Source organism: Kribbella jiaozuonensis, assembly GCF_005233875.1.
GTDB classification, from domain to species: domain Bacteria; phylum Actinomycetota; class Actinomycetes; order Propionibacteriales; family Kribbellaceae; genus Kribbella; species Kribbella jiaozuonensis.
The window spans coordinates 974,873-987,441 of record NZ_SZPZ01000003.1; the positions used below are offsets into that span (position 1 = coordinate 974,873).

Annotated in this window: 10 protein-coding genes and 1 riboswitch; of the genes, 6 read left to right on the forward strand and 4 right to left on the reverse strand. The window is 68.8% G+C overall.

The genetic code is table 11. From position 1 onward, the window contains the following. Window positions 1–36: 36 nt before the first annotated feature. The 3 genes from FDA38_RS24485 to FDA38_RS24495 all read left to right on the forward strand — a co-directional run bounded on the left by FDA38_RS24485 (window position 37) and on the right by FDA38_RS24495 (window position 2,668). The gene (locus tag FDA38_RS24485; protein WP_137256400.1) at window positions 37–777 is read left to right on the forward strand and encodes a GntR family transcriptional regulator; all 741 of its coding nucleotides are present in this window, start codon (window positions 37–39) and stop codon (window positions 775–777) included. A 47-nt stretch (window positions 778–824) separates the two neighbouring features. After that, window positions 825–2,249, forward strand: coding sequence for an aminopeptidase P family protein (locus FDA38_RS24490; protein ID WP_137256401.1), 1,425 nt, complete (start codon window positions 825–827; stop codon window positions 2,247–2,249). 191 nt (window positions 2,250–2,440) lie between these two features. After that, entirely contained in the window at window positions 2,441–2,668 is a 228-nt protein-coding gene (locus FDA38_RS24495) for a hypothetical protein (protein ID WP_130442273.1), read from the forward strand. A gap of 4 nt (window positions 2,669–2,672) precedes the next feature. On the opposite strand, the gene FDA38_RS24500 is transcribed toward FDA38_RS24495, so the two are convergent. Then, window positions 2,673–4,082, reverse strand: a complete 1,410-nt coding sequence (locus FDA38_RS24500; protein ID WP_137256402.1) for an alpha/beta fold hydrolase — start codon at window positions 4,080–4,082, stop codon at window positions 2,673–2,675. Between the two features lie 141 nt (window positions 4,083–4,223). Further along, a riboswitch (glycine riboswitch) is annotated at window positions 4,224–4,331 on the forward strand. An 80-nt stretch (window positions 4,332–4,411) separates the two neighbouring features. On the opposite strand from FDA38_RS24500, the gene FDA38_RS24505 reads away from it, so the two are divergent. Beyond that, window positions 4,412–5,785 (forward strand): L-serine ammonia-lyase, encoded by a 1,374-nt coding sequence (locus tag FDA38_RS24505; RefSeq protein WP_137256403.1) that lies wholly within the window; start codon window positions 4,412–4,414, stop codon window positions 5,783–5,785. On the opposite strand, the gene FDA38_RS24510 is transcribed toward FDA38_RS24505, so the two are convergent. Continuing rightward, window positions 5,786–6,478 (reverse strand): SDR family NAD(P)-dependent oxidoreductase, encoded by a 693-nt coding sequence (locus FDA38_RS24510; protein WP_137256404.1) that lies wholly within the window; start codon window positions 6,476–6,478, stop codon window positions 5,786–5,788. A 102-nt stretch (window positions 6,479–6,580) separates the two neighbouring features. Between FDA38_RS24510 and FDA38_RS24515 the strand changes: the two genes are divergently transcribed. Together FDA38_RS24515 and FDA38_RS24520 are read left to right on the forward strand one after the other, a co-directional pair. After that, entirely contained in the window at window positions 6,581–7,411 is an 831-nt protein-coding gene (locus tag FDA38_RS24515) for a helix-turn-helix transcriptional regulator (protein WP_137256405.1), read from the forward strand. Between the two features lie 131 nt (window positions 7,412–7,542). Further along, window positions 7,543–8,151: a hypothetical protein gene (locus FDA38_RS24520; protein WP_137256406.1), complete on the forward strand. Its 609-nt coding sequence runs from the start codon at window positions 7,543–7,545 to the stop codon at window positions 8,149–8,151. On the opposite strand, the gene FDA38_RS24525 is transcribed toward FDA38_RS24520, so the two are convergent. Both FDA38_RS24525 and lysX read right to left on the reverse strand, forming a co-directional pair. Further along, window positions 8,148–8,960 carry a hypothetical protein gene (locus FDA38_RS24525; RefSeq protein WP_137256407.1) on the reverse strand — a complete coding sequence of 271 codons (813 nt, stop codon included), beginning with the start codon at window positions 8,958–8,960 and terminating at the stop codon, window positions 8,148–8,150. The two genes, FDA38_RS24520 and FDA38_RS24525, sit on opposite strands and share 4 nt — an antisense overlap. Window positions 8,961–9,107: 147 nt before the next feature. Beyond that, a complete protein-coding gene (gene lysX, locus FDA38_RS24530; RefSeq protein ID WP_137256408.1) occupies window positions 9,108–12,464 on the reverse strand; it encodes a bifunctional lysylphosphatidylglycerol synthetase/lysine--tRNA ligase LysX in 3,357 nt (1,118 codons plus the stop codon). Window positions 12,465–12,569: the final 105 nt, after the last annotated feature.

Here is a 12,569-nt window from a genome sequence, read left to right on the forward strand (position 1 = left end):
CTTTTCCTCGCCGCTCCGGTGCGGGATGATGCGGAGATGAGTACGGGTGGGGCCGAGACCGAACGGCAGGCGTGGCTGCGCACCGTCGCCGCCGACGTCTCGCGACTGGATCGGAGCAGCTCCGCGGAGCGGGCCGCCGACATCCTTCGCCGTAGTATCACCGAAGGCGCGCTGCCGCCCGGCGCCCAACTCTCCGAGATCGAGCTGACCGAGGTCCTGGAGGTCAGCCGGAACACGCTGCGCGAGGCGTTCCGGCTGCTGACCCACGAAGGCCTGCTGGTCTACAAGCTGCACCGCGGAGTGTTCGTCCCCGAGCTGGACGAGCGCGACGTCATCGACCTGTACCGGCTGCGTCGCGTCCTGGAGGTGGACGTCGTCCGCGGACTCGCCGACCGCGACCCGGAGCTGCCCGCGGGCCGCCTCGAGCCGCTGCAGGACGACGTCGAGGCTGCCGAGGCCGCCGCCCGCGCGGACCGCTGGCCGGCCGTCGGTACGGCGAACATGCGTTTCCACGAGCACCTGATCGGTCTGGCCGACAGCTCCCGGATGGATGCGATGACCGGCCGGCTGCTCGCGGAGTTGCGGCTCCTGTTCCACGTGATCGCGACCCCGCGCGAGCTGCACGAGCCGTACATCGAGCGCAACCGCAGGCTGTTCGAGCTGCTCGAGGCCCGCAAGTACGACGAGGCCGCGGCCGACCTGCATCAGTACCTGCTCGACTCCGAGGCGGGGATCCTCGCGGCGTTCCGAGATAAGGGCTTGCGCGCGCCGGTGTGAACCTGAGTTGATGAGTCAAACCGTCAGCTGCAAAGGGGAGCACAGTCATGACCGATGACGCCCGGACCGAAGAGACGCCGAAGTCGTACCGCCCCATCGACGCCAAGGGGTTCCGGGACTTCATCTCACGGGGCTGGGGGCCGGTGGACCGCTCGGTAGCGGTGCCGGAAGGGCTCGCCGAGGCGGCCGCCGAGCACCGGCGGAAGCTCGCCGCGGCGCTGCCGGGTCGGCGGATCGCGATCGCGGCCGGCCGCGCACCGGTCCGGTCGAACGACACCGACTACCTGTTCCGGGCCGACAGCGACTTCGTCTGGCTGACCGGTTGCCAGGCCGAGGGCGCCGTACTGGTCATCTCCGGAGACGGCGACGCCACGCTGTACCTGCGCGAGACGGCCGGCCCGGGCGAGGCGGACTTCTTCGCGAACGCGCGCGACGGTGAGCTGTGGATCGGCCCGGTGCCGGGGCTCAAGGACTGGTCGGACGCGCTGCAGATCGCGTGCCGCCCGCTCGAGGAGCTGCCCGCCGCGGTGCGTGGCGCGGTCCCGTTCATGCTGTCGGTGCCTGGCGTCGAGCCGATGCTGGACGCGTTGGTACGGACGTCGCCGACCGACGGCAACGCGCTGCGGCAGACGCTCGCCGAGCTGCGCCGGATCAAGGACGACTGGGAGCTCGACCAGCTGCGTGAGGCGGTCGCGGCCAGCGTGCTCGCGTTCGGCGACGTCGCGAGCGAGCTTCCCGAGGCGATCCGTGGTGGCGGCGAGCGCTGGCTGCAGGGCACCTTCGACCGGCGCGCGCGGACCGCGGGCAACGGCGTCGGGTACGCCTCGATCGTTGCCGCTGGCAAGCATGCGCCGGTGCTGCACTGGGTCCGCAACGACGGCGCGGTGAACGAGGGCGACGTGATCCTGCTGGACGCGGGCGTCGAGACCCGCACGCTGTACACCGCTGACGTGACCCGGACGTTCCCGGCCACCGGTGAGTACACCGCGGCGCAGCGGCAGGTGCACGACCTGGTGCACAAGGCCCAGCTCGCCTCACTCGACGCGGTCAAGGTCGGAGCGCCGTACCGCGCCTTCCAGTACGAGGCTTTGCGGGTGCTGGCCGAAGGGCTGCGGGACTGGGGTCTGCTCGAGGCGTCGATCGACGAGCTGCTCGGCCCGGACGGGCAGCAGCATCGCCGCTACATCGTCTGCGGGACCGGTCACTACATCGGCCTCGACGTCCACGACTGCGACGCGTCCCGTCCGGAGGCGTACTTCGCCGGCACGATCGAGGCCGGGATGGCGCTTGCGGTCGAGCCGGGGCTGTACTTCCACCCGAACGACGAGACCGTGCCGCCGGAGCTGCGTGGCATTGGCATCCGGATCGAGGACAACGTCGTCGTCCACCCGGACCGGCTGGAGATCCTGACCGAGGACCTGCCGATCACCACCGACGGCCTGGAGCAGTGGACCAAGTCACACCTGAAGTAATCAAGCGATCGCTCAAAATTAGCCGTCACAAGCGGTAACACTCTCCCGCCCAGCACGATGTACAGAGCGGGGGAGGGTCGAACTCGGCCGGGCGCGTGGCTAGTGGGGGGCCGCGTTCCACGCGCCAGGCCGAGGCGGCCCCGACTGGGCCCGGGGGGACCCAGGATCCCTGGGTACGGGGAGTAGTCATCATGAATCTACGGGTGCGAGTAGTGCACTACGGCAGCCGGCACTGGTACGCCGACATCGACGACGCCGACGATCCGCAGCCCGACGATCCGTTCTGGTTCGTCGACAACTGCCGGACCCAGGCGCAGGCACTGGAGACGGCCTGCAGCGAGCTCCGGCTGATGACGGGCCGGCTGGTCCGCGGGGACCAGCTCGACCGCGTCCTCGAAGTGACCGGCGTACCGGTCTGAGCTTTCAGCCGACCGGTGGTACGGCGGCGCAGCTGCTGCCGCGCTTGGGTACCGCACGCGCGATCAGGTAGTCGTCGATCGTCGTTTGCATGCACGGGCTCGAGTTGTAGCTCCCGTGTCCCCAGCCTTCGTACGTGAGCAGCACGCCGGACCGGCCGAGCTGACGCTGCACGCTCTGCGCCATGCGGTACGGCGTAGCGGGGTCGTGGATCGCGTTGGCGAGCAGCACCGGCGTCTTGAGCCGATGGACGCTCAGCACGTGCTGCGGGTTGTTCGCCTTCGGCGCACCGAGACAGATCGACACCGCCATCAGCTGACCCGGGTAGCGCATGTCCTGGTTGTTCCGGGCCAGCCGCTGCAGGTGTGCGGCGTACTCGCGGTAGTCCTTCACCGGAAGGTTCCAGTCCTGACAGAACACCGCCAGCGGGTACTGCGCGAGCCCGCTCGGGACGGCGGCAGCTGTTGGCGTTTCAAGGTCCTTCAGCGTCTGCGCCAGTGCGGACCACTCCGGGTCGTAGAGCATCCGAAACACCTGGAAGCTCAGCTTGAACGGATCACTCGACCGAGCCAGCAGTCCGGCCCACACCGCATGGACGTCCTGCCCGTGCAGTGCACAGGAAGACTCCGCCGAGCACCACTTCACGAACTCGTCGAACGAGTCCTGCGCCGCGGACGCCTGGACGTCGAGGAAGCTCTTCGTCGTCGGGGAGCCATGGTCGATCACGCTCTCCACCACCATCGCGCGCACCCGGTTCGGGTACGTCTCGGCGTACTGCGCTCCGAGCAGCGTCCCGTAGGAGCTGCCGTGGAACGAGATCGTGGACTCGCCGAGCGCCCGGCGTACGGCGTCGAGGTCGCGCACCGTCTGCCAGGTGTCGATGTGGTCGTACAGCGGACCGGTGTGCTCGCGGCAATCCGTTGCGAGCTGCTGGTTGTAGCTGATCGTCGCCGTGAACTCCGCCTTGCTGCTGATGATCGGCGACGGCTGCTTGGCGAGTAGTGCAGCCGAGCACTGCACCGGGTTGCTGCGGGCCACGCCGCGCGGGTCGAAGCTGACGATGTCGAAGCGGTCCTGGAGGTTCGCGCTGAATCGCGTCATGCCGGTCTTGATCCGGTCGACCCCGGAGTCGCCCGGTCCACCCGGCCCGAACACGAGCACTCCGACCCGCGAGCCCTTCGCAGTACGTCGGGCGATGGCGAGGTCGAAGGTCGGTCCGCCCGGTTTCCGCCAATCGACGGGCAGTCGGAGCGTCGCGCACTGCGAGCCCTTCACCAGAGCGGGATCGTCGTGCCCTTCTGGTTTGCAATCGGCCCAGTGCACTCGGCTGGGACTGGCAGAGGCGGTCGTCGTCAGCCCGGCCGCGGCGACCGCGAGTACTACGGCGCCGGCCAGGGCGCGTCGTGTGAACTTCATACCGACGATCCTTCGGCAATCGCTTGCTGACGGCATCAGGGACGAGCCCCGCGCGACCCTGGTCACGGATTCAGGGGCCGGATTGACTGCGGCCAAGGGACCGCCGTACCGTCCACAGCGTCAGTGAACTCAACAGCCGCATGAACCCGTGCGGGAGAGTCCCGGGCCAGGGAGACGAACTCTGGACCCGGGCGCCGTAGGAGCAACTCTCCCCAAGAATCTCTCAGGCACCTTCACCGCACGGGCGAGGCATCTCTGGAGGACGTCGGGTCCAACAGAGCGGGGAGGACACCAAACGGTCAACGGCGACCGGAAGGAACCTCCACACGATGGCGATCAGCGTCTTCGACCTGTTCAGTATCGGGATCGGCCCGTCGAGCTCCCACACCGTGGGACCGATGCGCGCCGCCCGCACCTTCGCACTCGGCCTGGCCGCGGACGGCCTGCTGGCTGCGACTACGACCGTCCACGCCGAGCTGTTCGGTTCGCTCGGCGCGACCGGGCACGGTCACGGCAGCAACAAGGCCGTCCTGCTCGGCCTGGAGGGCGCCGACCCCGAGACCGTCGTCACGCACTCGGTCGACGCCAGGGTCGAGACGATCCGCGAGCGCGGCCGGATCGTGCTGGCCGGCGACCACGAGATCGCGTTCGACGAGAACACCGACCTGATCATGCACCGCCGCAAGGCCCTCCCGTACCACCCGAACGGGATGACCTTCGTCGCCCGCGATACGCAAGGCGCAGTACTGCGCGAGCGCACGTACTACTCGGTCGGCGGCGGATTCGTCGTCGACGAGAACGCCGCCGCGGGCGACCGGATCGTCCTGGACACCACCCCGCTGAAGTACCCGTTCACCACCGGCGCGGAGCTGCTCGACCGGTGTCGCGAGTCGCAGCTGTCGATCAGCGAGGTGATGCTCGCGAACGAGCTGGCTTGGCGGACCGAGGACGAGATCCGGTCCGGGCTGTTGCACATCTGGCAGGTCATGCAGGACTGCGTGCGCGAGGGCTGTGAGACCGAGGGCATCCTGCCGGGCGGCCTGAAGGTGCCGCGCCGGGCGCACTCGCTGCACCGCAAGCTGAGCGGCGACCCGTGGTCGGTGGACCCGCTGAAGGTGATGGACTGGGTGAACCTGTTCGCGCTCGCGGTCAACGAACAGAACGCGTCCGGCGGCCGGATCGTCACCGCGCCGACGAACGGTGCCGCAGGCATCATTCCCGCCGTGCTGCACTACTACCGCCGCTTCGTGCCCGGTGCGACCGAGGACGGCGTTGTCCGGTTCCTGCTGACCGCCGGGGCGATCGGCGTGCTCTACAAGGAGAACGCGTCGATCTCCGGCGCCGAGGTCGGCTGCCAGGGCGAGGTCGGATCCGCCTGCTCGATGGCCGCCGCCGGTCTGTGCGAGGTTCTCGGCGGTACGCCGCAACAGGTCGAGAACGCCGCCGAGATCGCGATGGAGCACAACCTCGGCCTGACCTGCGACCCGGTCGGCGGCCTGGTGCAGATCCCGTGCATCGAGCGGAACGCGATGGCGTCGGTGAAGGCGATCAACGCGGCCCGGATGGCGATGCACGGCGACGGCGTCCACGTGGTCACGCTCGACAAGGTCATCAAGACCATGCGCGAGACCGGCGCCGACATGAAGGTCAAGTACAAGGAGACGTCCCGCGGCGGCCTCGCCGTCAACGTCATCGAGTGCTGATCACCACGGGACGGTCCCGTGCAGGCTCAGGTACTCCGCGGTCGGCCCGGACTGGTCGATCTGCGCGAGCCGGGCGATGATCTCCGCGCCCTCCTCGACGGTCTGGTAACCGCTGTGGCCGTTGAAGTCCGTCGCGGTGTAGCCCGGGTCGACGGTGTTGATCCGCAGGTTCGGCAGCTGTCGCGCGTACTGCACCGTCAGCATGTTGAGCGCTGCCTTCGAGGCGCCGTACGCCGGGGCCGGCACCCAGACGGGCACCGTGCTGATCACGTCCGGATCGACGGCGGTGGCGATCGAGCCGAGGCCGCTGGAGACGTTCACGATCACCGGGTTGTCGCTGCGCTCCAGCAACGGCAGGAACCGGCGGATCATCCGCACCGGCCCGTACACGTTCAACTCGAAAACCAGACGGAAGTCGTCGGCGGTCAGATCCCGGATCTCCTTGCGCGGCCCTGGGATGCCGGCGTTGTTGATCAGTACGTCGAGTGAATCCAGCTGCTGCGCGGCCGCGTCGACGGACTCGTCGCTGGTGACGTCCAACTCCAGGTACTGCGCGCCGAGGTCCGCGGCGGCCTGCTTGCCGCGTTCGGGGTCGCGGGCGCCGAGGTAGACAGTGTGTCCGGCCGCGATCAGCTGCCGGGCCGTTTCGTATCCGAGGCCTCTGTTCGCGCCGGTGATGAGTGTCGTAGTCATGGCTTCACCCTCCCGTCGCGCCTGTCGAGCAGGTAGTACCCGCGATGTCCTAGGGAACGGCAGTACCAGGCTGTTCCGGCCCCGGCGCGGAATACTGGGGGCATGGCTGAGCTCGGAAGGACGCTGCATGCCTGGCGCGACCGGGTGACGCCGGAGCAGGTCGGGCTGCCGGCCGGTGGAAACCGCCGCGCGCCGGGGCTGCGGCGCGAGGAGCTGGCCCAGCTCGCCGGGCTGTCGGTCGACTACATCGTCCGGCTCGAGCAGGGCCGGTCGGACTCGCCGTCCGCGCAGGTGCTGACCGCGCTGGCCCGGGCGCTCCGGTTGTCCGATGCCGAGCGCAACCATCTGTTCGTGCTGGCAGGCGAGGTGGAGCCGTCGCCCGGCCGGCTGTCGGCGTACATCCCGCCGGGTGTGCAGCGGATCGTGGATCAGCTCGACGGTGCGCCGCTGTGCGTGTGCGATGCCGCCTGGACGATCATCACCTGGAACCCGTTGTTCGCCGCGATGATCGGCGATCCGTCCGAATGGCGCGGGCGGGACCGCAACATCATCTACCGGCATTTCGTGGCACCGGGCGATCGCGTCGTACAGACGCCGGAGCAACAGCGGGACTTCCGGATCGCGATGGTGACGGATCTGCGCGCATCGCTCGCGCGGTACCCGCACGACACCGACCTCCGGGCGCTGATCGACGAGCTCCGCGCCCGGCATGACGACTTCGCGCGGCTGTGGGACGAGCCGGTTGTCGGCTTCCACCGGTCCGAGCGGAAGATCATCCGGCATCCCGCGGTGGGAGCGTTCACGATCGACTGCGACGTGCTCGCCGTCCCGGGCAACGATCTGCGCATGGTCGTGTACACCGCCGCGCCGAACACCGACGCCGCCGAGAAGCTCCGGCTGTTGTCGGTCATCGGTCTGCAGGCGTTGACCTGAGCGATCAGCTAACGCGCTGCATTCCTACGGTCGCGTAGACGGTTCGGAATTACTGGAATATGAAGTTCTTTCGTTCAATTTCTTCCAAGGGCTGTTTGAATCGACTCTTGGGCCGATAATCTCCCGGACTTGTGAGACCGATCTCTGCCACGGCTTCCCGCCGCCCGCCCTGGCAGAATCCGCGGCGACGCCGTCAGGCCGCCGCCGGCGCCGGCGTACTGCTGCTCGGCTGCCTCGTGCTGGCCTATCTCGGGTACCGCAGCGGCGGACCGCAGCCGGCCAGCCCGGTCGCCGGCCTGGAGCCCGGCCGGCCGACGCAGAACCTCCCGGCGATCCCGCGGACCGCGTCGCCGACGGTCGGTACGACGCCGAGCGCCGTACCGACGTCATTGCCGACAGCAACCAAGCCGGGCGAGATCCAGGTGCCGACCGGTCTCACCACCACGGGCTATCCCTTGATCACCACGGGTACTCCGACCCCGCAGGTCGTCGAGTCGACCGGCCCGACCACTGCGGTCACCGAGCGCCCGCCGACCGTTCCGCCCACTGCGCCAACCACTGCACCGACCGGCGGCCCGACAAGCACCCCCAGTAGCCGCCCCACCACCTCGACTCCCACCGAGCCGCCCCCGACCAGCAGCACCCCGACCGCACCGCCCACCACCCCGGACGACCCCGACCGCCCTGATGGCGGCCTGGGCGGCCTCCTCGGCTCTCTCCTGGACAAGCTCGGGCTCTAGTACGCCTCGACCTCGGTGGTGTCGGCGTTGCCATTGCGCATCGGCTTGAGGTTGACCTGCCAGCCCTGGTTCTTGCCGAAGGTCTGGTCGAACTTCTTGAAGGCGCAGTCGGCGCGGAACTTGCGATTGTCCGGGTCCCAGTCCGTGCCGCTCTTGAAGTAGAGGTGGTAGGCGCCGCCGATCTGCTTCACGGTGGCGGTCTTGGTCGCCTGGATGTACACCATCACCTGCGGGGTGCCGGGCGGCTTGCCGTCGGTGACGATCGAGACGGCGACGTCCTTCGCCGTACCGTTGGTGATCCTGAGCTGTCCCGTTCCGTTCGGGCCTCGCCGTACCAGGACGTCGCCGTTGTCCGGGCGCACTTGTTCTGGCGCACGACCGGGGTCGGGCAGCGTCTTGCCGAATGTCAGCTTGAGGCGTTGTAGCTGGACGAGTGCGGCACTCAGATCGGTGCGCAGTTGGCGCTGCACCTTCTGTGACGTGTATGCGACTCCGCCGCACCGCGCATCGTCCTCGGTCTCCGCCGACAAGCCCGTCAGTTGAGTGGCCGCCACACCGATCCGCACCTGCAACAGCCCGTGTACGGCGGTCAGGCGCGAAGTCACGGTGATCGCAGCCAGCCGCACCGAGATCGTGTTCAGCGAGTCAGCCAGCGTGTTCATGGCGTCGCTGAGCCCCTCGGCCGTGCGGACCCGCGTCAGTCGCGACGCCGGGCCGGCCAGCACCTGGTCGATCCGGGTCAGTTCGGCCTGGTACGCCGCCGAGCCGAGCGGGCCCGCTGTCGGAACGGATGACGCCGGCGCAGGCACAGCACTGCTCGCGACGGATGGTGCGGTCGGCGAGGGACCCGCCTTACCGCCACAACCCGCCAGCAAGCACACCCCGACACAGAGCGCAGCCCAGCGCCTCATCCCCTACCCCCCAGGTCCTCACCCCTGAAGCAGCAAGAGTACCCGTCAGTCCCTAACGCTGGGCCTGACGAACGGAAACGCTAGCGTGCTTCGAATGTTCTGACCCGTCAGCATCATCATCACCCGGTCGACGCCGATGCCGAGACCGCCGGTCGGCGGCATCGCGTACTCGAGCGCGGACAGGAAGTCCTCGTCCAGCGACATCGCCTCGGGATCGCCCGCGGCGGCCTTCAGCGACTGCTCGGTCAGGCGCCGGCGTTGCTCGACCGGGTCGACCAGTTCGGAGTACGCCGTACCGATCTCGGCGCCGAAGGCAACCAGGTCCCAGCGCTCGGCGAGCCGCGGATCGGAGCGGTGGTTGCGGGTCAGCGGCGAGGTCTCCAGCGGGAAGTCGGTGTAGAACGTCGGGAACGTGGTGTTCGGCTCGACGAGTTCGTCGTACAGCTCGAGCACCAGTTCACCGGCCGACATCTCGAAGGTCGTGTGTAGGCCGTGCTCCGCGCAGATCTCCCGCAGCCGCTCGACCGGGGTGTTCGGATCGATCTCCGTGCCGGCCGCCTGGCCGACGGCGTCGTGGACCGTGACGACCGGCCACTCGCCGGAGATATCGATCTCGCCGTCGGCCCGGCGTACGACGGGCTTGCCGAAGACCGCGGTCGCGGCCTCGATCAGCAGCTCACGGGTCAGCTCGCGCATGACGTGGTAGTCGGCGTACGGCTGGTAGGCCTCGACCGAGGTGAACTCCGGGTTGTGGGTCGCGTCCGCGCCCTCGTTGCGGAAGTTCCGGTTCAGCTCGAAGATCTTGCCCATCCCGCCGACGCTGAGCCGCTTCAGGAACAGCTCCGGCGCGATCCGGAGGAACAGTTCGGTGTCGTAGGCATTGATATGCGTGACGAACGGCCGTGCGTTCGCGCCGCCGTGCACCGCCTGCAGCATCGGCGTCTCGACCTCGATGAACCCGCGCGTCTCGAAACCGTTGCGCATCGCCCGTACGGCGGCACTGCGCTGCTGCATCATCCGCAGCGAGTCCGGGTTCATCACCAGGTCGATGTGCCGCTGCCGCACCCGCGCCTCGGGATCGGTGAACCCCTTCCGCTTGTCCGGCAACGGATGCAGGCACTTCGCCGCCATCACCCACGACGTCGCGGCGATCGACAGCTCGCCGCGCCGGCTCGTCACCACCTCGCCGGTCACGCTGACGTGGTCGCCGATGTCGACAAGTCGCCGCCATTGCTCCAGCGGTACGTCGCCGCACGCCTCGGCCGTGAACATCACCTGCAGCTGCGTCAACCCGTCCTGTAACTGCGCGAACGACAGCCCGCCGTGGTTCCGCATCCGCATCACCCGGCCGGTCACCGACACCAGGTGATCGGTGTGATGATCCGGCGGCAGGTTCGGGTACAGCTCCCGTACCCGCTCGAGCGTCTCGGTCCGCGGCACGCTCACCGGGTACGGATCGATGCCTGCGGCAACGAGCTCGGTCAGCTTCGCCCGCCGGATCTGCTCCTGCTCGGTCAGCTTGCGCTCCGGCAACGCGGGCCGCAGCAGTTCCTCTTCCTGCCCGCGTACGGCGGACGCGAACGCGCGCCCGTCCGCCGCCATGATCGCGTGCCGCTCAGCCGTCTCGACCGTGTCGACGCGGGTCCACGGCCGCGGCGCGGGCAGGAAGCCCTCCGCCGTACCGGCCGCCAGCACGACCTGGGCTAGCGATGCACCGCGCGAGTAGCACATCAGCCGCGGCGACCAGCGGGGCAGGTATTTCTCGTTCGACTGGTACAGACTCTCCAGCTGCCAGAAGCGCGAGGCCGCGGTGAGCAGCGCGTTGGTCAGGCGCAGTACCGGACCGGCGCCGACCCGCTCGGCGTCGCTGAAGATCTCGCGGAACATCGCGAAATTCAGCGAGATCCGGTGGATGCCGAGATCGCCGGACGCCTCGATCAGCGAGGTGACCATGAACTCCATCAACCCGTTCGCGGACTCCGGATCGCGCCGCATCAGGTCCAGCGACACACCCCGCACGCCCCACGGGACGAACGACAACAGCCCGCGTACGACGCCGTCCGCATCGCGCGCGATGACCATCACACAGCGCGCGTCGGCCGGATCGCCGAGCCGCCCGAGCGCCATCGAGAACCCACGCTCGGTCCGCGCGCCCCGCCATCGCTCGGCCAGATGCACGTACTGCGCCAACGTTTCCGGCGACAGGTCCCCGTGCCGGACAACCTCCGCGTGGTACCCGGCCCGCTGTACGCGCGTCACCGCCTGCCGCACCGGGCGCATCGTCCGGCCTTCGAGCGTGAAGTCCGCGACGTCGATGATCGCCTCGTCGCCCATCGACAACGCACGCAGACCCGCGTCGACGTACGCCTGGGCTGCTTCCTCGCTCGCGGACAGGACTGCGGGGGACCAGCCGTACGTGCGCGCTTCGACGAGCCAGCGCTGGATCGCGGCCGGCCAGGCGACCGGATCGCCCAGTGGATCACCGCTGGCCAGGCTGACGCCGTTGACCACTCGATAGGCGATCGCGGCGTTGTTGTCCGGCGCGAACACGACCGCCTTGTCGCGGCGGGTGGCGAAGTACCCGAGGGAGTCCCGTTCGCCGTGCAGCAGCAGGAGCCGGCGTACTTCGAGCTCCTCGGGCTGGGTCAGGTACCGGACGCGTTGGACCGAGCGGAGGAAGATCCAGAACGCGATCACCAGCGAGGCCGCGGAGATCGCGCCGACGGTCAGCCCGACCCAGCCGTGCCCCTCGTGACCGCCGAGCTTGCTACGGGACTGGCCGAGGGCGGCGACGATCGCCCAGCCGATCTTCTGTCGCTGACCGCTCAGCGTCCGCGGGAAGATCTGGGTCAACGTGATGCTGACCGCGATCGAGATCAGCATGCCGAAGACCAGCGCGCCGACTGCGAGCCGGCGCGTGCCGGGGGCGAGGCGGGCCGGGAAGGCGCCCCGGATCTTCCACAACAGCACGATCAGCGCGGCCACGACGACCCATTGGACGATGGCCCACTCGAGATCCTGCACCGTGGTGCGGTCGAGGTCGGACAGCCATTCGCTGCCCCCGGGGCTGCTGAGCCGGACCGTGCTGAAGGCGATGTAGGCGGTCAGGCCGAGGAGCCACAGCGCCTCGAAGACCCATAGCACCCAGAGCAGCGCGGCTCGCTTACCGCGCAGCAATGCGCTGCCGACGACCGCGAGGTAGACGGCCGAGAAGATCGTGTGACCGGCCGGGATGCCGACGAAGTCGAAGGCCATGTCCACGTGCTTGACGAGGATCGGCGCTCCGATGTGCAGCGGAATGGCAACGAACGACCACACCGAGGCGAGCACGACGACGCGGCCTACCCAGACCGCGGCTCGGTGCTGCCACACCGGTATGACTACTGCTTGTTCCGACCGCACCAGCCGATCATCCCATTAGTTCGCTGAGACTTCGGTCGACCTAGCACTACCTCGACCCTACCCCTGACGCCACAGCCAATACTTTGGTTGTCATGCCACGCTGAC

What these genes read in the sequence shown, in the direction of transcription:
- FDA38_RS24485 (WP_137256400.1), top strand. Translation starts at nt 37, where the DNA reads ATGAGTACGGGTGGGGCCGAGACCGAACGGCAGGCGTGGCTGCGCACC.
- FDA38_RS24490 (WP_137256401.1), top strand. Translation starts at nt 825, where the DNA reads ATGACCGATGACGCCCGGACCGAAGAGACGCCGAAGTCGTACCGCCCC.
- FDA38_RS24495 (WP_130442273.1), top strand. Translation starts at nt 2,441, where the DNA reads ATGAATCTACGGGTGCGAGTAGTGCACTACGGCAGCCGGCACTGGTAC.
- FDA38_RS24500 (WP_137256402.1), bottom strand. Translation starts at nt 4,082, where the DNA reads ATGAAGTTCACACGACGCGCCCTGGCCGGCGCCGTAGTACTCGCGGTC.
- FDA38_RS24505 (WP_137256403.1), top strand. Translation starts at nt 4,412, where the DNA reads ATGGCGATCAGCGTCTTCGACCTGTTCAGTATCGGGATCGGCCCGTCG.
- FDA38_RS24510 (WP_137256404.1), bottom strand. Translation starts at nt 6,478, where the DNA reads ATGACTACGACACTCATCACCGGCGCGAACAGAGGCCTCGGATACGAA.
- FDA38_RS24515 (WP_137256405.1), top strand. Translation starts at nt 6,581, where the DNA reads ATGGCTGAGCTCGGAAGGACGCTGCATGCCTGGCGCGACCGGGTGACG.